General features: G+C 68.0%; 27 protein-coding genes. 13 read left to right on the plus strand and 14 right to left on the minus strand.

Going from position 1 to position 23,832, the window contains the following annotated elements:
• Window positions 1-50: 50 nt before the first annotated feature.
• Window positions 51-995, plus strand: coding sequence for a M48 family metallopeptidase (locus tag NCO8_RS24260; protein ID WP_067642403.1), 945 nt, complete (start codon window positions 51-53; stop codon window positions 993-995).
• Window positions 996-1,121: 126 nt separating this feature from the next.
• Here NCO8_RS24260 and NCO8_RS24265 read toward each other — a convergent pair whose 3' ends face one another.
• On the minus strand, window positions 1,122-1,763 hold the full coding sequence (locus NCO8_RS24265; RefSeq protein WP_067642404.1) for a mycothiol-dependent nitroreductase Rv2466c family protein: 642 nt from the start codon (window positions 1,761-1,763) through the stop codon (window positions 1,122-1,124).
• Window positions 1,764-1,915: 152 nt separating this feature from the next.
• Between NCO8_RS24265 and NCO8_RS24270 the strand changes: the two genes are divergently transcribed.
• Complete coding sequence (locus tag NCO8_RS24270) at window positions 1,916-3,136, plus strand: NAD(P)/FAD-dependent oxidoreductase (RefSeq protein ID WP_067642405.1); 1,221 nt, start codon at window positions 1,916-1,918, stop codon at window positions 3,134-3,136.
• Window positions 3,137-3,145: 9 nt separating this feature from the next.
• Here NCO8_RS24270 and NCO8_RS24275 read toward each other — a convergent pair whose 3' ends face one another.
• Window positions 3,146-3,565 (minus strand): MarR family winged helix-turn-helix transcriptional regulator, encoded by a 420-nt coding sequence (locus tag NCO8_RS24275; RefSeq protein WP_067642406.1) that lies wholly within the window; start codon window positions 3,563-3,565, stop codon window positions 3,146-3,148.
• Window positions 3,566-3,629: 64 nt separating this feature from the next.
• On the opposite strand from NCO8_RS24275, the gene NCO8_RS24280 reads away from it, so the two are divergent.
• Both NCO8_RS24280 and NCO8_RS24285 read left to right on the plus strand, forming a co-directional pair.
• Complete coding sequence (locus NCO8_RS24280) at window positions 3,630-4,040, plus strand: MarR family winged helix-turn-helix transcriptional regulator (RefSeq protein WP_084457432.1); 411 nt, start codon at window positions 3,630-3,632, stop codon at window positions 4,038-4,040.
• 39 nt (window positions 4,041-4,079) lie between these two features.
• Window positions 4,080-4,571, plus strand: a complete 492-nt coding sequence (locus NCO8_RS24285) for an NUDIX hydrolase (protein ID WP_067642408.1) — start codon at window positions 4,080-4,082, stop codon at window positions 4,569-4,571.
• 1 nt (window position 4,572) lies between these two features.
• Here the strand turns inward: NCO8_RS24285 and NCO8_RS24290 are convergent, their stop codons facing one another.
• Window positions 4,573-5,535, minus strand: coding sequence for an AraC family transcriptional regulator (locus NCO8_RS24290; protein WP_067642409.1), 963 nt, complete (start codon window positions 5,533-5,535; stop codon window positions 4,573-4,575).
• Between the two features lie 122 nt (window positions 5,536-5,657).
• Between NCO8_RS24290 and NCO8_RS24295 the strand changes: the two genes are divergently transcribed.
• Window positions 5,658-6,416, plus strand: a complete 759-nt coding sequence (locus NCO8_RS24295; protein ID WP_084457435.1) for an NAD(P)H oxidoreductase — start codon at window positions 5,658-5,660, stop codon at window positions 6,414-6,416.
• Between the two features lie 73 nt (window positions 6,417-6,489).
• Here the strand turns inward: NCO8_RS24295 and NCO8_RS24300 are convergent, their stop codons facing one another.
• Window positions 6,490-7,308 carry an NAD(P)-dependent oxidoreductase gene (locus NCO8_RS24300; protein WP_067642410.1) on the minus strand — a complete coding sequence of 273 codons (819 nt, stop codon included), beginning with the start codon at window positions 7,306-7,308 and terminating at the stop codon, window positions 6,490-6,492.
• A gap of 126 nt (window positions 7,309-7,434) precedes the next feature.
• On the opposite strand from NCO8_RS24300, the gene NCO8_RS24305 reads away from it, so the two are divergent.
• A complete protein-coding gene (locus NCO8_RS24305; protein ID WP_067486184.1) occupies window positions 7,435-7,791 on the plus strand; it encodes a winged helix-turn-helix transcriptional regulator in 357 nt (118 codons plus the stop codon).
• Between the two features lie 15 nt (window positions 7,792-7,806).
• Here NCO8_RS24305 and NCO8_RS24310 read toward each other — a convergent pair whose 3' ends face one another.
• On the minus strand, window positions 7,807-8,643 hold the full coding sequence (locus tag NCO8_RS24310; protein WP_067486182.1) for a phosphoribosylaminoimidazolesuccinocarboxamide synthase: 837 nt from the start codon (window positions 8,641-8,643) through the stop codon (window positions 7,807-7,809).
• Window positions 8,644-8,809: 166 nt separating this feature from the next.
• On the opposite strand from NCO8_RS24310, the gene pepN reads away from it, so the two are divergent.
• The 4 genes from pepN (at window position 8,810) to NCO8_RS24330 (ending at window position 13,381) form a co-directional block, all read left to right on the plus strand.
• Window positions 8,810-11,401 carry an aminopeptidase N gene (gene pepN, locus NCO8_RS24315; protein ID WP_067642411.1) on the plus strand — a complete coding sequence of 864 codons (2,592 nt, stop codon included), beginning with the start codon at window positions 8,810-8,812 and terminating at the stop codon, window positions 11,399-11,401.
• 155 nt (window positions 11,402-11,556) lie between these two features.
• Window positions 11,557-12,009 carry an SRPBCC family protein gene (locus NCO8_RS24320; protein WP_067642412.1) on the plus strand — a complete coding sequence of 151 codons (453 nt, stop codon included), beginning with the start codon at window positions 11,557-11,559 and terminating at the stop codon, window positions 12,007-12,009.
• A gap of 167 nt (window positions 12,010-12,176) precedes the next feature.
• The gene (locus tag NCO8_RS24325) at window positions 12,177-12,782 is read left to right on the plus strand and encodes a ClpP family protease (protein ID WP_067486178.1); all 606 of its coding nucleotides are present in this window, start codon (window positions 12,177-12,179) and stop codon (window positions 12,780-12,782) included.
• An 8-nt stretch (window positions 12,783-12,790) separates the two neighbouring features.
• Window positions 12,791-13,381, plus strand: coding sequence for a ClpP family protease (locus tag NCO8_RS24330; protein ID WP_067486173.1), 591 nt, complete (start codon window positions 12,791-12,793; stop codon window positions 13,379-13,381).
• Between the two features lie 8 nt (window positions 13,382-13,389).
• Here the strand turns inward: NCO8_RS24330 and NCO8_RS24335 are convergent, their stop codons facing one another.
• The 3 genes from NCO8_RS24335 to NCO8_RS24345 form a co-directional block, all read right to left on the minus strand.
• Window positions 13,390-14,226 (minus strand): SDR family oxidoreductase, encoded by an 837-nt coding sequence (locus tag NCO8_RS24335; protein WP_067642413.1) that lies wholly within the window; start codon window positions 14,224-14,226, stop codon window positions 13,390-13,392.
• Window positions 14,223-15,695, minus strand: a complete 1,473-nt coding sequence (locus tag NCO8_RS24340) for a flavin-containing monooxygenase (protein ID WP_067642414.1) — start codon at window positions 15,693-15,695, stop codon at window positions 14,223-14,225. The genes NCO8_RS24335 and NCO8_RS24340 overlap by 4 nt, the downstream gene beginning before the upstream one ends.
• Window positions 15,696-15,855: 160 nt before the next feature.
• Window positions 15,856-16,962, minus strand: coding sequence for a patatin-like phospholipase family protein (locus tag NCO8_RS24345; RefSeq protein WP_067642430.1), 1,107 nt, complete (start codon window positions 16,960-16,962; stop codon window positions 15,856-15,858).
• Between the two features lie 60 nt (window positions 16,963-17,022).
• On the opposite strand from NCO8_RS24345, the gene NCO8_RS24350 reads away from it, so the two are divergent.
• The 3 genes from NCO8_RS24350 to NCO8_RS31545 all read left to right on the plus strand — a co-directional run bounded on the left by NCO8_RS24350 (window position 17,023) and on the right by NCO8_RS31545 (window position 18,947).
• On the plus strand, window positions 17,023-17,619 hold the full coding sequence (locus tag NCO8_RS24350; RefSeq protein ID WP_067642415.1) for a TetR/AcrR family transcriptional regulator: 597 nt from the start codon (window positions 17,023-17,025) through the stop codon (window positions 17,617-17,619).
• A gap of 183 nt (window positions 17,620-17,802) precedes the next feature.
• The gene (locus NCO8_RS24355; protein WP_157105072.1) at window positions 17,803-18,102 is read left to right on the plus strand and encodes a hypothetical protein; all 300 of its coding nucleotides are present in this window, start codon (window positions 17,803-17,805) and stop codon (window positions 18,100-18,102) included.
• Window positions 18,103-18,191: 89 nt separating this feature from the next.
• Complete coding sequence (locus NCO8_RS31545; protein WP_157105073.1) at window positions 18,192-18,947, plus strand: hypothetical protein; 756 nt, start codon at window positions 18,192-18,194, stop codon at window positions 18,945-18,947.
• A 196-nt stretch (window positions 18,948-19,143) separates the two neighbouring features.
• Here the strand turns inward: NCO8_RS31545 and NCO8_RS24365 are convergent, their stop codons facing one another.
• The 6 genes from NCO8_RS24365 to NCO8_RS24390 all read right to left on the minus strand — a co-directional run.
• Window positions 19,144-19,485, minus strand: coding sequence for a DUF5713 family protein (locus tag NCO8_RS24365; protein ID WP_067642418.1), 342 nt, complete (start codon window positions 19,483-19,485; stop codon window positions 19,144-19,146).
• A gap of 143 nt (window positions 19,486-19,628) precedes the next feature.
• On the minus strand, window positions 19,629-20,018 hold the full coding sequence (locus tag NCO8_RS24370; RefSeq protein ID WP_067642419.1) for a helix-turn-helix domain-containing protein: 390 nt from the start codon (window positions 20,016-20,018) through the stop codon (window positions 19,629-19,631).
• A gap of 133 nt (window positions 20,019-20,151) precedes the next feature.
• Window positions 20,152-21,351: an alpha/beta hydrolase family protein gene (locus tag NCO8_RS24375; RefSeq protein ID WP_067642420.1), complete on the minus strand. Its 1,200-nt coding sequence runs from the start codon at window positions 21,349-21,351 to the stop codon at window positions 20,152-20,154.
• Window positions 21,352-21,457: 106 nt separating this feature from the next.
• Window positions 21,458-22,324 (minus strand): alpha/beta fold hydrolase, encoded by an 867-nt coding sequence (locus tag NCO8_RS24380; protein WP_067642421.1) that lies wholly within the window; start codon window positions 22,322-22,324, stop codon window positions 21,458-21,460.
• Between the two features lie 37 nt (window positions 22,325-22,361).
• Window positions 22,362-23,501, minus strand: a complete 1,140-nt coding sequence (locus NCO8_RS24385) for an MFS transporter (protein WP_084457434.1) — start codon at window positions 23,499-23,501, stop codon at window positions 22,362-22,364.
• 151 nt (window positions 23,502-23,652) lie between these two features.
• Window positions 23,653-23,832 (minus strand): DUF5130 family protein (locus NCO8_RS24390; RefSeq protein ID WP_157105074.1); only part of this gene is annotated, 180 nt, incomplete at its 5' end.

Here is a 23,832-nt window from a genome sequence, read left to right on the forward strand (position 1 = left end):
CGCCGCAAGGCTTCTACCCGCCGGGCGGCCCGCCGGGGACGACGCAGCCGATGCCGCGTGGACTGTCGCCGTTCGGGATGCCCGCGCGGCATCCGTGGGAGATTCCGCTGCTCGTGGTGGTCATCATGATCACCGGCGTGGCCTACCTGCTGGCGATCCTGATGTTGCTGGTGGAGCTGGTCGCCGAGCCCGTGGTCGACGCGCAGGGACAACCCGAGGCCCAGGGTTCGCTGCTGACCAGCCCGTACGTGCTGATTCTGTTGTTCGCGCCGGTGCTGCTGTGGGCCGGACGTGGCATGAATTTCGCCCGAATGCGGATCAACGGCGTGAAGATGTCACCCACCCAGTTCCCCGAGGGGTACCGGATGGTGCAGGAGGCGGCCGCGCGGTTCGGGATGTCGAAGGCGCCCGACGCGTACGTGATCCTCGGCAACGGCCAGATCAACGCCTTCGCCTCCGGTCACGGGTTCCGCCGGTTCGTCGTGGTCTACAGCGACCTGTTCGAGATCGGTGGCGCCGCCCGCGAGCCCGACGCGCTCGCCTTCATCATCGGCCACGAGGTGGGCCATATCGCCGCTGGTCACGTGTCGTATTGGCGCCAGCTCGGCATGTTCGTCGCACCGTACCTGCCGATTCTCGGGTCGTCGCTGATCCGCGCGCAGGAGTACACCGCCGACAATCACGGCTTCTGCAACCGCCACCAGGGCGCGGCCGGTGCCATGGCCACCCTCGCCGCGGGCAAGTACCTCAATACGGAGGTCGGTTTCGACGAGATGGCAGACCGGGCCGCCACCGAGAAGGGCGGCTTCGTCCTGCTGGTGAACGCCATGTCCAGCCACCCGGTCCTCACCTGGCGAATGTGGGCACTGCGCGACCGCAGCAAACCGGGCCCCATGTTCTGGCACCCGACCCCACCACACCCCGGACTGGTCCCACCCCTAGGCGGCTACCCCGTCCAAACCGCACCCCCAGCCCTCCCCCCGAAAACCCTCTGAGCCCTAGCGCAACCACCACGGGTTTTCGGCCCCCTCGGATCCGAGGGGCGAGACGTAACGGCGAAGCCGCAGTATCGCCCCTCGGATTCGAGGCCTTCCGGGCCGAAAACCCCGCGGCGCCAGCCGCTAAATAAACACAGGCTCTTCGGTGCGGGTGCGCTTGAGTTCGAAGAAGTGGGGGTAGGAGGCGAGGGCGACGACACCGTCCCACACCCGGCCCGCGTCCTCGCCGCGTGGGATCCGCGAGAGCACCGGACCGAAGAACGCGACCCCGTTGACGTGGATGGTCGGTGTGCCAACATCGGGCCCGACCTTGTCCATGCCCGCGTGGTGGCTCGCCCGCAGCGCCTCGTCGTAGTCGGTGCTGTCGGCGGCCTCGGCCAGTTCGGCGGGCAGGTCGAGTTCGGCGAGGGCGTCGGCGATCACGGCGGTCAGGGTTTCCTGCGTGGTCGCGCGTTCGAACTCGGCCTTGCGGTCGTGGATGCGGGTGCCGAGGGCGGTGTAGAGCGGGGCCAGGATCTCCTCGCCGTGCTTCTGGGCGGCGGCGATGGCGACGCGCACCGGGCCCCAGCCCGCGGCCATCAGTTCGACGTACTGCGGCGGCAGGTCCCTGCCTTCGTTGAGCACGGCCAGGCTCATCACATGGAAACGGACCTCGATGTCGCGTACCTGCTGGACTTCCAGGATCCAGCGCGAGGTGATCCAGCACCACGGGCACAGCGGGTCGAACCAGAATTCGGCGAGATCCTTGGTGGCCTGATCGCTCACGGGTCTTCCTCTCGGGTCAGCTGGGGGCGGGCAGGGCGGCGGCCCGCTGGTTGGTGCAACCGTGCCGGCGCCGGATTCGTTCCCCTGATCGCCGCCCGCGGCTAGGCTCGACGGCGAGGGAAACCGGAACGTCCGTGAGAAGGAGTCCGTGTATGAGCTCGAATCAGCATTTCGTGATCGTCGGTGGTGAGCTGGCCGGCGCCAAACTGGCCGAAGCCTTGCGCGCCAACGATTTCGACGGCCAGGTGACGTTGCTGGCGGCCGAGGACGATCTACCGTACGAGCGCCCGCCGCTGTCGAAACAGCACCTGGCCGGTGATCAGCAGCTGCCGGATTTCACGGTGGATTCGCCGGCCTGGTACCGCGACCACCACATCGACCTGCGCTTGGGTACCACGGTCGAGGCGTTCGATCCGGCCGCGAGAACGGTGTCGTTGCCGGACGGTTCGACCCTGTCCTACGACAAGCTGGCGCTTGCCACCGGGTCGCGTCCGCGCACACTCGACGTTCCCGGCGCCGAGGCGGGCAATGTGTACACCCTGCGCACCATCGGTGACTCCGATCGGCTGCTCGAGGTGCTGCGTTCGAAGCATCGGCTGGTGATCATCGGCGCGGGCTGGATCGGGCTCGAGGTCGCCGCGCAGGCGCGGGCGAGGCAGCTGGAGGTGACGGTACTCGAGGCGGCGGAGCTGCCGCTGGTGTCGGTGCTCGGTCCGCAGATGGGCACCGTGTTCGCCGAATTGCATCGCGGCAACGGTGTGGACCTGCGTACCGGTGTCGTCGTCGACATGATCCTCACCGAGGACGGCGTGGCCACGGGCGTGCAGCTCGACGACGGCCAGGTGGTGCCCGCCGACGCGGTGCTGGTCGCGGTGGGCGCACAGCCGAATATCGAGATCGCCGAAGCCGCCGGGCTGGCCACCGGCACCGGCGTCCTGGTCGACGAGTCCCTGCGCACCAGCGACCCGGATGTGGTGGCGGTCGGCGATATCGCCGAGGAGCTGCATCCGCTGCTGGACAAGCGGGTACGCGTGGAGCACTGGGCCAATGCCCTGAATCAGCCTGCGGTGGCCGCGCTGACGATGCTCGGCAAGCCCGCCACCTACGACCGCCTCCCCTATTTCTTCACCGACCAGTTCAACCTCGGCATGGAGTACACCGGCTATGTCGGTCGCGACGACGACGTGCGGGTTGTCGTCCGCGGCGACGTGGCGAAACCGGAATTCGTCGCCTTCTGGCTGGACCGGGACAACCGCGTGCGCGCGGGCATGAACGTCAATGTCTGGGATGTCACCGATCGCATCAAGGAACTGGTGACCTCGGGCGAACCGGTCGACCCGGAGCGTCTGGCGGACCCGAACACCGAATTGTGAGCGTGCGGCTCAGCTCGCCGACTCGAGGTTTGCGATCATGCGTTCGAGAGTCGCTGTGCAGACGGTGAATTCGTCCGCGTCGATGCCGTCGGCCATGCGGCGCCGGATGGTCCCCACGGAATCGGTCGCCGACTCGTAGGCGCGACGACCTGCCGACGTGAGTTCCCAGCGGCCCGTCGATGCACCGGTGATCCAGCCGCGCTCGGTCAAGCCCTGGATCACCGCATCGACGGATTCGCCGTTGTGCTCCCAGAACGGACGAAGCGCGCGCACCAATTCCGCACGATCGGGGTGGTCCCGCTCGATCGTCGAGAGCAGCTGCCACTCGCGGCGCGTCATGCCGACGGCCTCCACGGCACGGTCGAACGCTGCCTCGATGAGCTGGTCCAGTCGCTTGACCTGGTACCCGATGAGCCGACGCTCAGCCATGAGAAACCTCCACACTCATGTACATGTCAAAAGACATGTACATGCAAAAAGCTATCATGATGGCGTGAACGAGGTCGAGCACATCGAACGAGCCATGATCGGTATCCGGCGCCGCCAAACCCGGCGGACGCTGTCGCCGGACGCGCCGACCGGGCAGGTGTTCGACGTACTCGACGTCATCGAGGCACACCAGAACCCCACTGTCTCCACCGTCGCCGCCGCCCTCGCCGTCGACCAACCGCGCGCGAGCAAGCTGGTGGCCGCCGCCGTGGCCGACGGCTCGGTGCGCCGCGTGGCCGATCAGACCGACGGCAGACGGTCACTCCTGGAGCTCACCGACCGGGGCACCGACATCCTCGCCGCGGCCCATCGACGCCGCCAGAGCGCTTTCGACCGCGCCATGTCCGGCTGGACCTCCACCGAGCGCACCGAATTCGCCCGCCTGCTCACCCGTTTCGTCGACGCCCTCGACTGAGCCGCCACCGCGTTTCCCGCACCTGGCAGACTCGACGGCGTGGATGTCTACAGCGCGGGTGTACTGGTGTTCCGGCGTGGCGAGGCCGGGATCGAGGTGTTGATCGGGCACATGGGCGGACCGTTGTTCGCGAAGAAGGACGAGTCGGCGTGGTCGATTCCCAAGGGCGAGTACGAGATCGGCGTCGAATCGGCGGAGGTCGCCGCCGCACGTGAGTTCACCGAGGAACTCGGATTGCCGGTGCCGGACGGGCGGTGGATCGCACTCGGTGACGTGCAGTACGGCAGCGGATCGCGCCGCAAGACGGTCACGGTGTGGGCCGTGGAGGGCGACCTCGATCCGGACGCGATCGTCCCGGGCACCTTCACCATGGAGTGGCCGCCGCGCTCGGGCCGCCTCGGCGAGTTCCCCGAGATCGACCGGGTCGGCTGGTTCGCCCCGGCGATCGCCGAACCCAAGCTGGTCAAGGGTCAGCGTCCGCTGTTGCAGCGCCTGGCCGAGCACCTCGCGGGTACCGCCCCGACGCCGTGACTCACGCCCGCGCGAGGGCAGGCTGACGCAGCGTGGAGCGGAATTCCGAAGGGCTCTGTCCGCGAAGACGTTTGAAGGCGGCACTGAACCCGAACGCATCGGAGTAGCCGACGGTGGTCGCCACCTGGGCGACGCTGCGATTCGGGTCGGCGAGCAGTTCCTCGGCCTCGGCCATCCGCCATTCGGTGAGATAGGCCAGCGGCGTCTCGCCCATCACCTCACTGAACCGGCGCGCGAAGAGGGCACGCGACACCGCCGCCTCGGCCGCGAGATCGGCCACCGTCCAGCGCCGGAACGGATCGTTGTGGATGGCCTCGAGCGCCGGCCCCACGACCGGGTCGGCCATGCCGCGATACCAGGCGGGCGCGCAATGTTGCTGTGCCGCAAGCCAGGTGCGCAGCGTGCACACCAACGCCCAGTCCAGGAGCCGGTCCATCAATGCCTGTGAGCCCGCGCTGAGCCGGACCGCGTCGGCGGCGGACTGCTCCAGCCACGCGCAGACCTCCGGATCGTCGCTGACGACCATCACCGGCGGCAGCGCGCGCAGCAGACGCTCGTGCCGCCGCCCGGACGCCCGATAGGCGCCCACGATGAGCGAGGTCTCCTCGGGCGCGCCGGTCGCGGTCTCGACGAGTTCCGGTGTGGCACAGGCGAGATCGGCCGGACCGAAACCACGGGGCACGAAACACGACAGCTCGTAGCCCATGTGCGGACGGTCGAGCGTGGCCCGGGTATCGGCCAGATGGAACGGCTCGCAGGCCTGGACGACGGCGGTGTCACCGGCCACCAGCCGGGTCGACGACCCGTCGGCGAGCACCAGAGTGCCGCCGCCACGCAGGACGGTGACCATGACCAGGGGCGCCCGGTCGGCGAAGCGGATGGTCCACGGCGACCGCAGCACGGCGTGGGTGACGACCGATCCTTCGGCACGAATGCCGCTCAACAGCGAACTCAACGGATCCACGCCACCAGCGTAGACGAATTCCTATCGACTGGAGATGATCACCCATAGATCGTCCACGCGATTCACGGTTGACTCGAAGCACAGGGCACACCGCCCGCACCACCGACGACCAGGGAGTCACCATGTCGCAGCCCTCCGCCACACCCGAATCCGCTCGCACCGCAACGCCTCCCGCGCCCACCGGCCTCGATCACGCCGCGAGCGCGGGCGAATCGGCGGTCGACCGGCGGGCCCTGGTGGTCCTGTCGCATCACCGCGCCGATTCGCTGTCGGCCCATGTGGCCGACCGCGCGGTCGCCCGGCTCACCGCCGCCGGGTACGCGATCGACTTCCTCGACCTGCACCGCGAGAACTTCGACCCCCGGATGACCGTGGCCGACCAGCCCGAATGGGGCAACCGCGACAAGGTGTACTCGGCGACCACCGAGGCGCACATGCGCCGGGTCCAGGCCGCCGACGTGATCGTCGTCGTGTTCCCCGTGTACTGGCAGAGCGTTCCCGCCATGCTCAAGGGCTGGATCGACAGCGTCTGGAACTACGGTTTCGCCTACGGCCGCAGCAAGCCGAAGCTGGCGGGCAAACGCATCCTGTGGCTGGGTCTGGCGGGCGCCACCGCGGGCGACGCGATCGTTCCCGGCATGCAGCAGCTACTCGAGGCCCAGCTCAGCGAGGGCCTGGCGTACTACAGCGGTTTCACCGATTCCCGCGTCGGCCTGCTGCCCGATGCCGAGGACCAGCCCCAATCCATCGACGCCGAAGGCAATCTGGTGATCGGCGACGCCATCGCGGGTGACGCGCGGGCCGCGCACTACGCCGCGTTCGACGCGCGCGCCGAGGGCTTCGTCGACGAACTCCTCGCAGCGGAGTTGGTGAACGCCTGACCCCGCGCGGTTGCCGGGCACACAGCGCGGTCCGATCGCGGAGCTTTCGCACGATCGGACCGCGTACTCGGGCTCAGATGCCGGGCACCGTCTTCAGGAGCACCTGAAGCAACTCCGAAGGCGTACCCGCCTCGTCCGCGGCGGTGTTGATGGTGGTGAGCGCGCCCGCGGTGAATTCGGCGCTCTGCTCGGGAACGTAGCTCGCCGGGTCGTCGATGCCGGGTGCGTACTGAGCGAACATCCCGGCCATCGCCTGCAGGAACGGGCCCATCAGGGTGGCCAGGTGGGCGGCCGAACCACCGGTGGTGCGCACCATCTTCCCGCCCTGCTGGAAGCCGGCGAACATCGAGTACATACCGCCGAGGATCGCCAGGTCGTACATGGCCGCGGCACCGTAGTCCGTACCGACCCATTCGGCGCGCCCGAACAGATCCAGGACGTGCCGGAACCGGTCGAACGCGGCGGTGATACCGCTGTAGAGCAGGAAGGCCGCGGGCCCGCCGATCATCGACGGCACCGCCATGATGCCGCCGTCGATGAGCTCCACACCGTTCGCCTCGGCCCAGCGCCCGAGCGAGCGCCCCTGTTCCGGAGTGGTGGTCGTCAGGTTCACCAGCACGCGGCCGCGCAACTGCTCGGCGGCGGGCTCCACGTGCTCACGCACCGCCGCGTCGTCGAGGACGCACAGGATCACCAGGTCCCCGGCCGCCATCGCCTCGGCCGAGGTGGACGCCACCGTCGCGCCTTCGGCGACCAGCGGTTCGGCCCGCGCGGCGGTGCGATTCCACACCGTCACCTCGTGACCACCCGCCAGCAGCGCCTTCGCGAGCGCGGCACCCATCGCGCCGAGACCGATCACCGAAACACGCTGTACCGCAGTCGAGTTGCTCATTACTCCCCTAGTCCGAAAGGTTGTCGCCGTCGCTCGGCGATGCACTCCCAGATTCGCCCGTTGCGTTAGACTTCACAAGTACCGACTGTGAAGTGCAATACCTACAAAAAAGTAAGTAAGGCGGAGATGAAGCAGCGACAGCATCCGTATTCGTGCGGCATCGATGCCGCCCTCGACGTGGTGGGCGGCAAATGGAAGGCCCTGATCCTGTGGGCCCTGTCCACCGGCACCCAGCGCTTCGGCGACCTGAAACGCCTCGTCCCCGGTGTCACCGAGAAGATGCTGATCCAGCAGCTCCGCGAGCTGGAGCACGACGGCATCATCAGCCGTGAGATCTACGCGCAGGTCCCACCGAAAGTGGAGTACTCCCTCACCGAGCGCGGGGTGTCGCTCAACGCCGCGCTGGTGACTCTCGGCGAATGGGGAAACGAGCAGATGGACCACATCTGCGCGGTGAAAGGTGTTGCCGCACCCGTGCACTGACGGGCGCGGCGACGACTATCCCCGGGTACCCGTCCAGCTCTCACCGGTGATGCGCTCGTAGGCTTCTTCGTACTTGCGCCGGGTCGCCTCGACCACGTCGGCGGGGATCTCCGGACCGGGGTATTCCTTGTTCCAGCCGGTGGAGGTGGACCAGTCGCGGACGAACTGCTTGTCGAACGAGCGCTGGGGGCGGCCGGGCTCCCATTCGTCGGCGGGCCAGAAACGCGAGGAGTCCGAGGTGAGCACCTCGTCACCGAGGGTGAGAACCTCACCGTCCCAGCCGAATTCGACCTTCGTGTCGGCGACGATCACCCCTGCCTTCGCCGCGTGCTCGGCACCGCGCGTGTAGATCTCGAGGGTCAGGTCACGCAGTTTCTCGGCGACCTCGCGGCCCTCCTGGTTCACCACGTCGGCGAAGCTGATCGCCTCATCGTGGCCTTCGGCGGCCTTGGTGGAGGGGGTGAAGATGGGCTCGGGCAGTTTGTCGCCGTCGCGCAGGCCGGCGGGCAGCGCGATACCGGAGACGGTGCCCGACTGCTGGTACTCCTTGAGTCCCGACCCGGTCAGGTACCCGCGCGCGATGCACTCGACCTGCAGCATCTTCAGCGGCTTCACCCGGATACCGCGACCGGCGAACTCGGCGGGCACATCGGTGGCCGACACCACGTGGTTGGGAATGTCGGTGAAGTACTCGAACCACCAGTTCGACAGCTGGGTCAGCAGCGCGCCCTTGCCGGGGATCGGCGTCGGCAGCACCACGTCGTAGACCGAGACACGATCCGACGCGACGAGCAGCAGGGTGTCGCCGTCCTCGTAGAGGTCACGGACTTTCCCGGCGTGCACATGCTTCAACGTCGAGCCTCCTGGTAGGTGCGAACTTTTCCGTAGGCACTGTACCGAGGGGGCCGAAACTCGTGAGCGGGTGTCGGCGGCAAGTGGCATTGTGGACGCTGATGTGCGCGCGGCCGAGGCCGCAGCGCGCGAGGCGTGCCGTGTTCGTCGACGACGAAGGAGATCAATGTCTGCCCCGAATCTCACCCGCGACCAGGCGGTCGAACGCGCGGCCGTGGTGGCCGTGGACAACTACCGGATCGAGCTCGACCTCACGGATCAGCCGCGCGGGGCGGATTCGGCGGTGTCGGACACCTTCGGTTCGACGACGACCGTCACCTTCACCGCGAAGCCGGGGGCGAGCACCTTCATCGATCTGGTCGCGGCGCGGGTGCGCTCGGCGGTGCTCAACGGCCGGGAGCTCGATGTGAGTTCCTACGCCGAGGAGACCGGTATCGCCCTGTCGGACCTGGCCGAGAACAACGAGCTCGTGGTGGTGGCCGACTGCGAGTACTCGCACACCGGTGAGGGCCTGCACCGCTTCGTCGACCCGGCCGACAGCAAGGTGTACCTGTACTCGCAGTTCGAGACCGCCGACGCCAAGCGGATGTTCGCCTGCTTCGACCAGCCCGACCTCAAGGCCACCTTCGACGTCGTCGCGACGGCACCGAGCGACTGGGTTGTCGTCTCCAACGGTGCCGATATCGACCGGCACGAGATCGGCGCGGTCGTGCGCCACACGTTCGCGACCACGCCGCGGATGAGCACCTACCTGGTCGCCATGATCGCCGGTCCCTACGCCACCTGGACCGACACCTATTCCGACACCCACGGCGAGATCCCCCTCGGCCTGTTCTGCCGGGCCTCGCTGGCCGAGCACATGGACCACGAGCGGCTGTTCACCGAGACCAAGCAGGGTTTCGACTTCTACCACAAGAACTTCGGTGTGCCGTACGCCTTCGGCAAGTACGACCAGCTGTTCGTGCCGGAGTTCAACGCGGGCGCGATGGAGAACGCGGGCGCGGTCACCTTCCTCGAGGACTACGTGTTCCGGTCCAAGGTGACCCGCGCGTCCTACGAGCGCCGCGCGGAGACGGTGCTGCACGAGATGGCGCACATGTGGTTCGGCGACCTGGTCACCATGAAGTGGTGGGACGATCTGTGGCTCAACGAGTCGTTCGCGACGTTCGCGTCGGTGCTGTGCCAGGCCGAGGCGACCGAATACACCAGTGCCTGGACCACTTTCGCGAATGTGGAGAAGTCCTGGGCCTACCGCCAGGACCAGCTGCCCTCGACCCACCCGATCGCGGCCGACATCCCCGACCTGCACGCGGTGGAGGTGAACTTCGACGGCATCACCTACGCCAAGGGCGCCTCGGTGCTCAAGCAGCTGGTCGCCTATGTCGGGTTGCAGCCGTTCCTGGCCGGTCTGCGCGACTACTTCGCCGAACACGCCTACGGCAACGCCACTTTCGACGATCTGCTGTCGGCGCTCGAGAAGGCGTCGGGGCGTGACCTGTCGGACTGGGGTGCCCAGTGGCTCAAGACCACCGGTCTCAATATCCTGCGGCCCGATTTCACTGTCGCGGCAGACGGCACCTTCTCGAGTTTCGCGGTGGTGCAGGAGGGCGCCGCACCGGGTGCGGGCGAGTACCGCGTGCACCGGATCGCGATCGGTGTCTACGACGATGTCGACGGAAAGCTGGTGCGTGCCAAGCGCGTCGAGCTCGACCTCGACGCTGCCGCGCGGACCGACGTGCCGGAGCTGGTCGGGGTGCCGCGCGGGGCCCTGGTGCTGGTCAACGACGACGACCTCACCTACTGCTCGCTGCGCCTTGACCCCGACTCGCTCGCGGTGGTCGTGGACCGCGTCGGTGACATCGCCGAATCCCTGCCGCGCACACTGGCCTGGTCGGCGGCCTGGGAGATGACCCGGCAGGCCGAGATGAAGGCCCGCGATTTCGTCGCGCTCGTGCAGCGCGGGATCGGTGCCGAGTCCGAGATCGGAGTGGTGCAGCGGTTGCTCATGCAGGCCGCGACCGCCATCTCGAGCTACGCGGAGCCCGGGTGGGCCGAGCAGGAGGGCTGGCCCGGTTTCGCCGATCGGCTGCTGGAACTGGCTCGCGGCGCCGAGGCGGGTTCGGATCATCAGCTGGCGTTCGTCAACGCGCTCACCGGCGCCGAGCTCGACACCCGGCACACCGATGTGCTCGCCCAGCTGCTCGACAGCGATCCGGCGGAGGTCGGCCTGGGCGGGCTCACGGTCGACACCGACCTGCGCTGGCGCGTCGTCACCGCGCTGGCCGCCGCGGGACGCATCGACGCCGACGGGCTCGAATCTCCGGTCATCGACGCCGAGCTGGACCGCGACCCGACCGCGGCGGGCAAGCGCCAGGCCGCCGCCGCCCGCGCGGCCCGCCCGCTGGCGGCGGTGAAGGAACAGGCCTGGAACACGGTGATGGGCGACGACACGGTGCCCAACATCACCGCCCGCGCCATCGTCGGCGGTTTCGCCCCCGCGGGCCAGGGCGAGCTGCTGGCCCCGTATGTCGACCGCTACTTCGCCGAGGTTCCCGCCGTTTGGGAACGCCGCTCGAGCGAGGTGGCCCAGACCGTCGTCGTCGGCCTGTACCCGCACTGGGCGATCACCGAGGAAGCGATGGCCAAGGCCGACGAGTTCCTCGCGGGTGACCACCCGCCCGCCCTGCACCGCCTGGTCTCGGAAGGCCGTGCCGGGATCGAACGATCGCTGCGTGCAAGGGAGTTCGACGCCAAGTAGCACACGGACCCGATGGCCCCGATCTCACCGGATCGGGGCCATCGGCCGTTCCGGCACCGGCCAGCTCGACGCATTTCGCCACGGTGGAACTACTACCGAGAGTAGTATTCGGTTCGGGGGATTTCCTCCATGTCGATCTTCGAAGGAGAAGCGGGATGGAAACCATTGCGGCCGAGCGCTTTATCGCGGCGCCGATCGAGCAGGTCTTCGAATGGTGTGCCGACACCAGGAATTACGGGCGTTCGTTCTGGGTGCTACGTAATCGTTGGGTCCGGCCAGGGACAGACGCGCCATACGGCGTCGGCGCGGTCCGCCGGCACCTGTGGATGATCGGCCGGTTCACCGAGCGGATCACCCGCTACGACCCGCCGCACGCCTTCGACTACCTCGTCGAACGCAGTTTTCCGCCGTCCCGGCATGACGGCGGGACCATGACGTTCACGTCGGAACCGGGCGGAACACGGGTGCGCTGGACGAGCGTCGGCGAGGTGAAAGCCCCGTTCGCCGCCGCGACCATCACCCGGCTCACCACACCTATCGCCGCGATGGTCTTCGGGAAGATCCTTGACGCGTGCGCGAAAGACCTCGGAGTCTCCGCCCGCCGCTGAAGCACCCTTCGTGGGCTGCGGCCGCGTTCGCCTCGCCGTCCGGCACGGAAACGCGTACCGGGCCAGGCGCCGCCGCGTTCCGGTCTCGCGGTGTTCGCTGCTGTGAGCAGATCTGCTGGGGGCAGCATCGGCGGCGAATCATGGTGTGCGCGAGGCACCGTTGACTCATGGCACACGACGACAAAGCACCGATGTTCAGTTGGCGGATGCGTGAGCAGTTGTTCGGGCGGCGGATTCTCGTGCTCGACGGTGCGCTCGACGACGACAACGGGACCCTGCTCATCACCCAGATGCTCACCCTCGCCGCCCAGGCACCCGAAGCGGGAATCTCGCTGTGGATCCACTCCCCCGGCGGCTCGGTCCCGTCGATGCTCGCCATCCGCGACGTGATGCGGCTGGTGCCGTGCGAGGTGTCCACCCTGGCACTCGGATTGGCCTGCAGCGCAGGGCAATTCCTGCTGTCCTCCGGGACGCCGGGTAAGCGGTACGCGATGCCGCACGCCCGCATCCTCATGCACCAGGGCTCGGCGGGCATCGGCGGCAGCGCCGTCGAGGTCGAGGTGCAGGCCGACGACCTGCGCTACACCGTCGACACCGTGCTCGGACTCATCGCCGAGGACACCGGCCAACCGTTCGACCGCGTCTACGAGGACTCCCTGCACGACCGCTGGTTCACCGCCACCCAGGCCCTCGAGTACGGCTTCATCGACCACGTGGTGGAGTCCTTCGACCAGGTCGTCCCCAACCGCCGCCGCATCGGCATCACGGCCTAGGAGCTGCCATGACCAGTTACACGATCCCGAATGTGGTTTCCCAGCATCGCGGCGGGGAACGCATCACCGACATCTACTCGCACCTGCTCAGCGAACGTATCGTCTACCTGGGCACACCCATCGACTCGGGTGTCGCCAATGCGCTCATCGCGCAGCTGCTGCACCTGGAATCCGACAGCCCCGGTCAGGCGATCAGCCTCTACATCAACTGCGAGGGTGGCGACCTGTCGGCCATGCTCGCCGTGTACGACACCATGCGCTTCATCAAGGCGCCCGTGCACACCACCTGTGTCGGTCAGGCCATCGCGGTCGGTGCGGTACTGCTCGCCGGTGGCGAGGCGGGACACCGGGCGATGCTCCCGCACACCCGAATCGTGCTGCACCAACCCGCGACTCGTGGCCAGGGCACGATCCCCGATCTGATCCTGCAAGCCGACGAGATCGTGCGCATGCGGGCGGCGATCGAGGCGATCCTGTCCAAGCACACCGGTCAGAGCCCGGAGACCTTGCGTCGCGATACCGATCGCGACCGGGTGTTCACCGCCGAGACCGCCCTGGAGTACGGGCTGGTCGACCAGGTTCTGCACGAACGGCAGTGAGCCGTGCGCTACTGCTTCTCGATGCGATCGAGGTAGACCCGGCGCACGTCGTCGTCGACCCGGTTGATCGCGGCGTCGTCGTGAGCGGCCTTGCGCACCAACCGGATCAGCGATTCCGGCAGCAGCGTCGCGGCGTTCGCGGCGACACCGACATACGACGGGACCGACGTCTCGGCGGCCCGGGTCTGCACCGTGCGGACCACGGCGGCGGCGATGTCTTCGGGCTCGACGGTCGGCAGGATGCCCACGTCGATACCGGAGCTGAGTTCGGTGCGCACGGCCGAGGGCAGGACGGTACTCACGCTCACCCCGGTGCCGTCCATCTCGAGCCGGGTCGCCGCAGTGAGCCCGACCACCGCGAACTTGCTCGCGTTGTACACCGCCAGCCCCTTGAGCGGGAACTTGCCCGCCAGCGATGCCACGTTCACCACGTGGCCGTAACCGCGTTCCACCATGGCGGGTAGCGCCAGCCGCATGCCGTGGATGACACCGTAGACGTTGACGTCCATGGTGAGCCGGTCGATGCGATCGGACTGTTCGAGGAACGGCGCGTTGGGCATGACGCCCGCGTTGTTGACCAGCACGTCGAGCGGGCGACCGTGCCAGTCGACGGCGGCGTCGAGAAACCGTGCGTAGGAATCCTTGTCGGTGACATCGAGCGCGTGCCCCATGGCCCGGTCGCCGAATTCGGCCGCGGCCTGCACGACCAGCGCCTCGTCGAGATCGCCGAGCGCCACCCGCGCACCCGCCGCCACGAAGGCGCGCGCGGTGGCCAGGCCGATGCCACGCGCCGCGCCGGTGATGGCAACGAGCGCGCCGTCGAGTTCGATCTTCGGATAGCTCATGACGGCACCTTGCTCTCGGTGACGGTGAAATCGGAAGGATCGAACGAACTGACCCGGCTCGTCAGCGCCCCGGTCGACCACGGCCAGCTGAAGCTGTTGCGCCCGTTCACATCCAGGTAGTAACTGCGGCAGCCACCGGAGTTGTAGACGGTGCCCGGCAGCGCGGCCTGCACCTCGTCGACATACCGGGCCTGCACCTCCGGGCGCACGTCCAGCACGGGCCAGCCCTCGCGGCGGGCCCGGGTGACCGCCGATACCAGGAAGGTGATCTGCGCTTCGAGAACGGCGAACGCCGAGGAGTGTCCGGTGCCGAGACTCGGCCCGAGGACGGAGAACATGTTGGGGAAGCCGGTGGTGACGGTGCCGAGGTAAGCCTCGGGCGAACCCTTCCAGTGGTCGGCCAGGGAGCGGCCGTCGGCGTCGCGCACGATCTCGCCCAGTGGGGAGTCCAGGATGTGGAAGCCGGTGCCGAGGATGATCGCGTCTACCTCGGCGCTGCTGCCGTCGGCGCCCATCACCGTATTGCCCCGGATCTCGGTGACGGCGGTGGCGTGCACGTCGACATTGGTTTTGGTGAGCGACTGTAGGTAGTTGTTGGAGAACAGGATCCGCTTGCAGCCGAGCAGGTAGTCGGGAGTGAGCTTGGCCCGCAGCACCGGATCACGCACCACCGCACGCAGATACGCCGAACCGATCCCCTGCACCGCCTGCATCAGGGGGCGCGGATGCCGGAAGGCCACACCGAGGCCCTCCATCATGGCGTACTCGATGCCACGTAAAGCCTTGTGGGCGAACGGCACACGCCGCATCACCTGCTTCTCGATGCCCGGCACCGGATGGTCCGGCTTCGGCAGCACCCACTGCGCGGTGCGCTGGAACAGGTGCAGCGCGGCCACCTCGGGCTGGATCTGTGGCACGAACTGCACCGCCGACGCACCGGTTCCGATCACCGCCACCCGCTTCCCGCGCAGGTCGTAGTCGTGATTCCAGCGCGCCGAATGGAAGACCTCGCCATCGAACTCGTCCAGACCGGTGATGTCGGGGAAGCGCGGTTCGTTCCACGGGCCCGCCGCCGAGACGACGAAACGCGCGGTGAATTCGCCGGAAGTGGTGTCCAGGCGCCACAATTCGGCTGCCGCGTCCCACTGGGCGCCGGTCATCGTCACCCCGAAACGGGTGCGCTCGGCGAGGCCGTGCTCGCGTGCCACCCGGTCGATGTAGGCGAGGATCTCCGGCTGGGTCGCGAACAGTCGCGACCACTCCGGGTTCGGCGCGAACGAGAACGAGTACAACCCCGAGGGCACATCACACGCGCACCCCGGATAGGTATTGGCCCGCCACGTCCCCCCGAACGTCTCGGCCTTCTCGACGATGACCACATCGTCGACCCCCGCCTCCCGCAACTTGATGGCGGCGCCGACCCCGGACACCCCCGCCCCGATCACGATCACCTCATGGTGCTGAGTCATCCGGCTCTCCTTCTCAGAATCTCGGGTCGCTGTGCGCTCGTCGTGCGCATGGGCTCATGGGCCGGGTGCCGCACGCCGGTGAACGCGACCCGCAGACGACCGGGCGCCTTCCGGCGGTCGGGGCCTGCCACGCACCGAGTGCACGCTCTGATCTGCGAGTTCATCGCGCGAGACTCGCGGTGCGCAGTGCTTCGTGCACGCGGGCGTGGGCATTGGCGCGGGCGGCGGCGAGGGTCGCCGGGCGGCGGCGGGAATCCATGAAGTTGGGGCCCATCGCGGCCAATTCGGCGGGGCCCGGTTCGACGCGGATCACGCGAACGCCGTTGTCGCGCAGGAGCTTCACCTCGCGGTCCAGGCCGCGAGTCATCTGGGCGCGCAGGAAGCGTTCGATGCGGTCGAAGCCGGTGGCCGGGACACCGCCCGCGGAGGTCATCGGGGCGATCACCACCACCTCGTCCAGGTCGAGTGGGAGCAGCAGGTCGGCCGAGACCGAGGAGACCGCGCCGCCGTCGACGTAATCCCGGCCGCCGATCCGCACCGGCGGGAACCAGCCGGGGATCGCCCAGGATGCGGCGATCGCGTCGCCGAGGTCGACGGGTTCTCGAGCGGCTGCCTCGACAGGTGACGCGCCAGCCTCGATCGCTGATCTACCAGTACGGTCGGCGGCAAGCACGTGCTCCACGCTGCCGCGCGATGCCTGCGGGCCTGCAGGCATCGCCGCCGAGCCGTGGCGGCCGTCCTTCCGATACGGCGTGTCGGCCTTGAAATCATTGGCGCCGAAGGTGATTCGTTCGCCGGTCGCGGCGTCGGCGGCCACCAACCAGGTCGCGGGGTGATCCACCCAGCCGTCGGCGTCGGCCAGCGCACGGCCGAACGAGCGGAGCCAGCTCGCGTCACCGCGCCCGCGTGGCAGCATCCCGGCCAGGGCGCTGTAGGCCGAGCCCGCGCGGAGTCCGGCACCGATCAGGCCGAGGTTCGGCAGGCCGATACCGGGCAGCGGCGGGAACTTGCCGGGGTCCACGGCGATGTGCGCCGCGAGTACCGGGTCGGCGTCGGGCTCGGCGTCGAGGGCGGCCAGGAGATCGGCGGGTGTGCGGCCGGAACCGAGGGCGGCCACGATCTCCGCGCCGGCCGACGTCCCGATCAGCACGTCGGCCGATCGAACATCCCAGTCCAGTGCGCTTTCGACCGCGTCGAGGGCCACGGCGGTCCAGGCGAACCCGAGGACACCACCGCAACCGATGGCAAGGCCACGTCGAGTGCTCATCATCCAGATACTAACGGTATTCGAATTCCACCGGTACCCCTTCTTGCTAAACTGCCGCATATGACCAGGCTGACGCGCAAAGAGTCCCACGCACGGACGCGCGAAAGTCTCGTCGAGACCGCCAAACGCCTGTTCCTGGCCGACGGCTACAACGTGACCTCCCTGGAGAAGGTGGCCGCCGAGGCCGGCTACTCCAAGGGCGCGGTCTACTCGAATTTCGCCACCAAACACGAACTCGGCCTCGCGGTGCTCGACGTGGTGCACGTGGAGCGGGCCGAATCGCTGTCGGCCGCGATTCTCGGACCCGACACCATGGCCGAACGGATCGAGGGCTTCGCCCGCTGGGCCGACGAGAACATCGGCGACGTCGGCTGGACAGCCCTGGAAGTCGAGTTCGCCACCAGCACCCGCCACCTCCCCGATATCCGCACCGAACTGGCAGAACGCCGCCGCTCCCTCACCGCCGTCCTGGCCTCCCTCATCGAAATCCAGACCGCCCAACTCGGCATCGCCCTCCCCCTCCCCGCCGACGAAGCGGCCCTCCGCATGCTCGCCCTCGGCATCGGCCTCGGCGTCCAACGCGCCATCGACCCGGAAATGCCCGTAACCGCCCTCGTCGACATGCTCCGCGAACTGACCGTCGTCCGAGCCACCTGAACCGCTCTACTACCGGGCATCGAGCTCGAGCGGCGCCACGTCGGTCCAGTGGGGCTGCGGTCAGCGAAAATCGGTGGACAGCGGTGTCGACTCGAAGGATCATCAACGGCGACCCCGAGGACTCAGCCGTGCCTGCCGCACATCAGTCCGGTTGTGGGAGAACAGGATCAGGAAGATCGCACCATGATCAGCTACGAGCAGGCCCGCGAGATCGTCCTCGCCCGTTACCAGCACGGTCGCCACGACGGCTTCGGCACACGCTGCCTGGATGACCGAGAGATCTTGGAGAGCGACGAGTTCTTCGCCTTCTCCGTCGGCTACCGGGAGTATCTGGTGGACGGTGACTTCTCCTATGCCATCGCCGGTGGCGTGCCGGTCGTCTACAAGGCGGATGGGCGATTTGGCTCGCTTCCGTCCCCCGAGGTTGCGATGGATGACACTATTCGCATCCGACCGAATCCACAGCCGCTCCTGAAGGTCTAGTCGGCACGGTTTTTGGCTCGGATCGGGGGCAAGTGGTCTACGAATCTGCTCAACGAGTCGGGTGCTGCGACCAGTGTGGTGCGGAGGCGTTGAGCGTTGTCAGTGAAACTGTTCACGCTGGAACGTTCGGGTGGGCCATCGAAGGCTCTTGTAGCGAATGCGAACACATTCGGCATGCCAGCGGGGAAGGTATTTCGACGGAGGTTCGCGCCGCGATCATCGCCGACAACGGTTCGAGTGGACTGCGGATTGTGGATCCGGATCCCCCGGTGGGCGCGATGATGCGGGTGATTCGCAGCCGGGAATCATTGCCGCTCCATGAGCTGAGGGATGCGGCCGGGGATCTGGTGGCAAACGGACGTTTGGGGACGCTCGCGGAGATGTCACTGCTACGAGAGCGATTGGAAGATCACGGCGTCCGGGCCGAAGTCGTCTTCGCGACGCCGCGACCATCCGGACGCACGATCAGCCTCGTCAAGCGCGTAGTCCATCTCAGTCCGCCTAAACGGCTCGGTGACCCGGACACCCGGACGGCACTGGTTCCCCACAGCTTGACCGAAGCAGAGGCCGAGCTCCTGGCCGAATACCTGGAATCGGCGACCGCGCTGGCAATAGCTGCGAGCAGAGTTCCGGATCGAATGACCGGGCGCCTGCTGGTGCGGCCGGGCGTCATGACCGATGGGGAGTGGGTCTGGAATCTCGACTGGGCAGACTATGTCCGGGCCTATCGCGTGGACCCGTCCCAACAATTCCGTGACCACGCCCGCCGCCGCGATTACGTCCCGGTCGAGCTCCACGAGGACCGTGTCCAAGAGGTCGCACGTGCCCTTCACATTCCGGGGTAACGCGAAAACCCTGTCGATCAAACGAGGGCGGCATAGCTACGCCATCATCAGCCACGCGTTCGGAGCGATTGACCGACCCGATCCGGACAGCCTGATAGTCGGTTCAGCACAAGGGCTTGTCGGTGTGCAGGATTTGTTCGGCGAACCATTGATACCTTCAACGCCGGATCCGCCAACCACTTCTATGAGCAGCCCGTCACCAATCTCGCCCGGCTAGCAGCTCCTCCGAATCCGCATTCGAGAAGCCATAGGCCGCCGCGATCACACAGAAGTCCTCGGCGATCACTTCGCGTGCGACCGTCTCGATTTCGCTGTCGGCTGCCTCGAACTCCGCCTCGAGGTCGTTGAACTCCGCCGTGGCAGCTTGGGTGAGGACGTACAGGGCCGCCAGATCCGATGGCCGTTCCGACTCGATGGTCTCGCACAGGCGCAGCAGGACCGCCTTGCACCGGTCGAGCACGGCGTCGGGATAGTACGGGTCCTCGTACATCTCTCGCAGGAACGGATGCTCTGCGATCTGACGGTTCTGGAGCGGCATGGGTCGATGATGCATGGCACCACCGACAGCTACGCGGGCTCGGCGACGAGGAGCCCGCCGGATACTCCGGGGTGTGCAGCGGAAGCCGGCTCGCGCGGTGGCCGATGCGATCTACAACCACCGCCGAGCGGATCAGGTTGGCGTCAAGCCGCCATCAGCAGTGCGTTGGGTGCGATCATCGTGGTGCGTGGCATGGCCGGGGCGGTGATGCGGCGGTCGCCGCCGACGACGACGGCTGTGCGGCGGCGCATCATTTCTGCCACTTGGCCGACGAGGTCGCCCACGCTGGTGCCCAAGGCACCGGCCAGGGCGGCGATCATTTCGCTCGAGGGTTCCTTGCGGCCGCGTTCCACCTCGGAGAGGTACTGCGGGGAGATGCCCGCGCGGCCTGCGGTGTCGACCAGTGTCGAGCGCTGCTCTTGGCGCAGCGTGCGCAGGCGTTCGCCGAGGGCCTCGCGCCACAGCGGTTCGGGGCGTGCCCGTCGCTCCTCGCGCCCGCCCGGAATCACCCGCAAACCCTTGTGCTCGCCCATGGTCCGAGCGTAAAGACTGCCGGCGCGACACACCCGGTTCTTCTGCTGTGGGCGTAACTCAACGGCAGTGCCGGGACAGCACGACGACGCCTTCAGCCAGGTGGCAGCTCGCGTCGATGCGAGGGCGTACGCCTCAACGGGTGATGCCGAAGCGGGTGTCGACCCAGCCGAGGGCGTCGGTGAACGACGCGGAGATGATCTCGCTGTGGTCGACGCCGTCGTATTTGCGGTAGTCCACCGCTTGACCGCGCATCTGCTGTTGGGCCACCATCGCGTCGGTCGACTTCAGCGGAACGGTGTGATCGTCGCGGCCCTGGAGCACCAGCACCGGTTCGGTGAAGCTCAGCCCGCTCGGGTCGTTGTCGTCGAGGACGCGCAGCAGCCCGGACAGGTCCCCATCGCGCTCGAGAACGTCCTTGACCGACAGCCCACCCCATTTGCCCGATTCACTCAGCGCCGCCGCGCAGTCGGTGTCGGCGAGCGGCAGCATCGACACCGCACGCTCGGTGAGGAACCGGGCCGGGTCCAGCTCGGTGACGGTCTGCGCGCCGCGAACCAGCATCGGCAGATACACCGCCAGCCCACCGGTCCCGACCGAGCCGAGCGGGTTCGACACCGCCCACTTGGCCATCCGCACCTGCTCCGCCAGATGGGACGCGGGTGCGAGCGCCACCGCACCGAGCAGATCGACCGCGGGAGCCCAACCGCCGGACGCGCTCGCGGCGAACAGGGCCGCGTGCCCACCCTGGGAGTGCCCCATCGCCACCCAGCGGGCACCGATATCACGGTTGAATTCCCTTGCCGCGACGACGATGTCGGCGACGGCGCGCTGCTCGGTCTCCCCGATGAGGTAGCCGTGGCCGCCGGGTGTGCCGAGCCCCTGGTAGTCGGTGCGGGCCACCGCGTACCCGGCGGCGACCCAGCGGGCCAGCTCGTCCCTCGTCGGTGACGCACCGTCGGCCCGCGAGGGCGCGCACACGTCGGCGACGCCGTTGGTGCCCGGCGCGAAGGAGATCAGCGGCCAGCCGCCCACCGGCGGCGTCCCCGGCGGCACCGATACCGTTCCCGAGACGGCGACCGTCGCCCCGTGCGCGTCGATCGAGCGGTAGAGGATCAGCTCGGTGCGGGCACCCGGTACGGCGTCGGGCAGTGACCGGGTGCGGATCACCGAACCCCGTGCGCCCGGGAGGGTTTCGCCGTCGGCGGTGTAGAAGTCCGAGGTCGGCGCACCGGCGGCGGGTTCGGTGTCGCGGAACGAGTCGTCGGCGCAACCGACGGTCGACAAGCAGGTCACCGCTACCGCGGCGACGATCCGAGCCAGTGCTGTGCGCATGATCCCCCTTCACCGGCGACCGGCCGTGCCGGCCGCGAAAGCCGCCGCTCAGGGTACTCGATCACGCGCGGACGGCCGGGCGGGTGCCCGGCCGTCCGCGGGTGGCTCAGCGCAGGACCCGGCCGAGGAAATCACGGATCAGCGCGGCGATCTCGGGGCCGTGCGTCTCGAGCGCGAAGTGCCCCGCGTCGAGCAGGTGCAGTTCGGCGTCGGGCAGATCGCGCAGGTAGGCGCGGGCGCCGTCGGCTCCGAAGATCTCGTCGTGCTCGCCCCAAGCGATGAGCGTCGGGGGACGGTGCTCGGCGAAGTACTTCTGGAATTCGGGGTAGCCGTCGAGGTTGTTCTTGTAGTCGGCGAACAGGTCGAGCTGGATCTCCCTGTTGCCTGGACGGTCCAGGTAGGCCTGGTCGAGAGTCCAGGTGTCCGGGCTGACCAGGGACAACCGGTCGGCCGGAACGCCATGGGTGTACTGCCATTTCGTCGCGTCGGCCGCGAGCAGCTTGCGCACCTCCGGTTCGTGGGCGGCGCGGTCGTTCGCGTGCGCGAACAGCGGCTCCCAGAACGGTGTGAAGCCCTCCAGATAGGCGTTGCCACTCTGGGTGATGAGGGCGCTGACGCGCTGCGGGTTGCGTGCGGCGATACGCAAGCCGATGGGGGCGCCGTAGTCCTGGATGTAGAGCGCGAACCGGTCGATGCCGAGGGTGTCGAGCAGTTCGAGGGTGAGGGCGGTGAGGTTGTCGAAGGTGTAGTCGAACTCGTCGGCCTTCGGCATCCCGGACTGCCCGAAGCCCAGATGGTCGGGCGCGATCACGTGATAATCGGCGGCGAGGACCGGAATCAGGTTCCGGAACATCGCCGAGCTCGTCGGGAATCCGTGCAGCAGAACAACAGTCGGTGCCGACGGGTCACCAGCCTCGCGATAGAAGATGGACTGGCCCTGGATCTGCACGGTGTTGTGACGGACCTGGCTCATGATGGATCTCTCTTTCTCGATGGGTTTTTGCGGAGGTTCAGACGGTGACCGGTTCGCGACGGCGAACCGGTGCGACGAGGACAGCGGCGGCCACGGTGAACACGACCGTGAGCGCGAAATAGCCGCGGTAGCTGTCGGTGAGGGTGTGGATCAGGGCGGCGACACCCAGCCCGGCGGCGGCCGACAGCTGGTGAATCACCCAGGCCGGGGCCAGGGTTCGGCCCATCCGCGCCGGATCGAGTCCACGCGACACGATGGCCATGGTGAGCGGGATGACAGGGAAGGAGGCGATGCCGAACAGCACCGCGACCAGCACCAGCGACCCCGGCACGAATACCGCGAGCAGCAGCGCGGACAGCCGCACCACGAACAGGATTCGCAGCAGATCTTCGGGCCGGTGACGGCGCAACAGCGGGACCAGCGCGGCGGAGGTCACGCCGGCCGCGAGCGCCGCGACGGCGACCAGCCTGCCCGCACCGGTGACCGACCACCCCAGTTCCACCGCGTGCTTGGGCAACATCAGCACAACCACATAGAGGGTCGCAGAGTGTAATCCGAACGCCACCAGGACCTTCCACCGATCGGCCAGCGACTCCCCCGCCCCCGCCACACCGGTGGCCCGCCGATCGTTGGGCAGCAGCAGCCACAACACGGCCGTGACGGCCAAGCCGACCGCACCGAGCAGGGCGAAGGTGGCGCGCACACCGATCGGCTCGAACAACGAGGTCGCCGCCCACGGAGTGACGAGCTGACCCAGATTGATGCCGATCGCCGCCCGCGCCATCGCAGGTCCCGCCTGCGCCCCGTGCGCCCGTCCGAGCAGCGTGGTGACGGTGAGCGTGGATGCCGAGGCGAACCCGAGCCCGCCCAGCACCATGTAGGCGGCGACGAACTGCCAGGTCTGGGTCACCGTGGCGAGCACGAGATAACTGCCCGAGATCAGGCTGAGCCCACCGGTCAGCACCATCTTGGGCCCGAACCGATCGAGCAGTCGCCCGATCCCCTGCTGCGCCACCCCGGTCACCGCCGTCCCCAGCGCGGCGGCCACGGCAAGCGCCGTCGACGACACCCCGTACGACGCGGCGGTCGGCGCGAAGAACACCCCCATGGTGAAGTTCAGCCCGAACGACACGGTCATCGCCGCCAGTCCCGCCCAAGCAAGATTCTCTCGCCGCATGCTCGCCACTTCCTAACCGGTCAAAGTTGTTTCACTGGTTAGAAGTCGACAGTCGTCGGGTTGATTCCCGATGCGCGGAAATTTTTCGCGCCGAAACACGAACGGCGCGTTCACCTCTGCAGGTGAACGCGCCGGTGCGCGGCGAAAGGGACTAGCGGCCGATAGCGGCGGCCATCACCCGGACAGCCGAGATCAGCCCATCGATCAGGTTGCCCTGACGGAAGGAGGCCAGGGCGGCGGTGACGCCGAGCTGGCAGATGCGGTCGTTGGCGCGCTCGGCCACCGCGGCACCCGAGCGGACCTCGACGGCACCCTGGTTGGGCGAGACCGC

Source organism: Nocardia coubleae NBRC 108252 (assembly GCF_001612805.1).
GTDB lineage: Bacteria > Actinomycetota > Actinomycetes > Mycobacteriales > Mycobacteriaceae > Nocardia > Nocardia coubleae.

Bases quoted from the DNA above. Each gene is read 5' to 3' on its own strand.
- NCO8_RS24375 (WP_067642420.1), bottom strand. From the start codon at position 21,351: ATGCGCACAGCACTGGCTCGGATCGTCGCCGCGGTAGCGGTGACCTGC.
- NCO8_RS24275 (WP_067642406.1), bottom strand. From the start codon at position 3,565: ATGGCTGAGCGTCGGCTCATCGGGTACCAGGTCAAGCGACTGGACCAG.
- NCO8_RS24270 (WP_067642405.1), top strand. From the start codon at position 1,916: ATGAGCTCGAATCAGCATTTCGTGATCGTCGGTGGTGAGCTGGCCGGC.
- NCO8_RS24300 (WP_067642410.1), bottom strand. From the start codon at position 7,308: ATGAGCAACTCGACTGCGGTACAGCGTGTTTCGGTGATCGGTCTCGGC.
- NCO8_RS24350 (WP_067642415.1), top strand. From the start codon at position 17,023: ATGACCAGGCTGACGCGCAAAGAGTCCCACGCACGGACGCGCGAAAGT.
- NCO8_RS24365 (WP_067642418.1), bottom strand. From the start codon at position 19,485: ATGCCGCTCCAGAACCGTCAGATCGCAGAGCATCCGTTCCTGCGAGAG.
- NCO8_RS24305 (WP_067486184.1), top strand. From the start codon at position 7,435: ATGAAGCAGCGACAGCATCCGTATTCGTGCGGCATCGATGCCGCCCTC.
- NCO8_RS24340 (WP_067642414.1), bottom strand. From the start codon at position 15,695: ATGACTCAGCACCATGAGGTGATCGTGATCGGGGCGGGGGTGTCCGGG.
- NCO8_RS24355 (WP_157105072.1), top strand. From the start codon at position 17,803: ATGATCAGCTACGAGCAGGCCCGCGAGATCGTCCTCGCCCGTTACCAG.
- NCO8_RS24345 (WP_067642430.1), bottom strand. From the start codon at position 16,962: ATGAGCACTCGACGTGGCCTTGCCATCGGTTGCGGTGGTGTCCTCGGG.
- NCO8_RS24385 (WP_084457434.1), bottom strand. From the start codon at position 23,501: ATGCGGCGAGAGAATCTTGCTTGGGCGGGACTGGCGGCGATGACCGTG.
- NCO8_RS24380 (WP_067642421.1), bottom strand. From the start codon at position 22,324: ATGAGCCAGGTCCGTCACAACACCGTGCAGATCCAGGGCCAGTCCATC.
- NCO8_RS24295 (WP_084457435.1), top strand. From the start codon at position 5,658: ATGTCGCAGCCCTCCGCCACACCCGAATCCGCTCGCACCGCAACGCCT.
- NCO8_RS24335 (WP_067642413.1), bottom strand. From the start codon at position 14,226: ATGAGCTATCCGAAGATCGAACTCGACGGCGCGCTCGTTGCCATCACC.
- NCO8_RS24370 (WP_067642419.1), bottom strand. From the start codon at position 20,018: ATGGGCGAGCACAAGGGTTTGCGGGTGATTCCGGGCGGGCGCGAGGAG.
- NCO8_RS24320 (WP_067642412.1), top strand. From the start codon at position 11,557: ATGGAAACCATTGCGGCCGAGCGCTTTATCGCGGCGCCGATCGAGCAG.
- NCO8_RS24260 (WP_067642403.1), top strand. From the start codon at position 51: ATGCCGCGTGGACTGTCGCCGTTCGGGATGCCCGCGCGGCATCCGTGG.
- pepN (WP_067642411.1), top strand. From the start codon at position 8,810: ATGTCTGCCCCGAATCTCACCCGCGACCAGGCGGTCGAACGCGCGGCC.
- NCO8_RS24325 (WP_067486178.1), top strand. From the start codon at position 12,177: ATGGCACACGACGACAAAGCACCGATGTTCAGTTGGCGGATGCGTGAG.
- NCO8_RS24330 (WP_067486173.1), top strand. From the start codon at position 12,791: ATGACCAGTTACACGATCCCGAATGTGGTTTCCCAGCATCGCGGCGGG.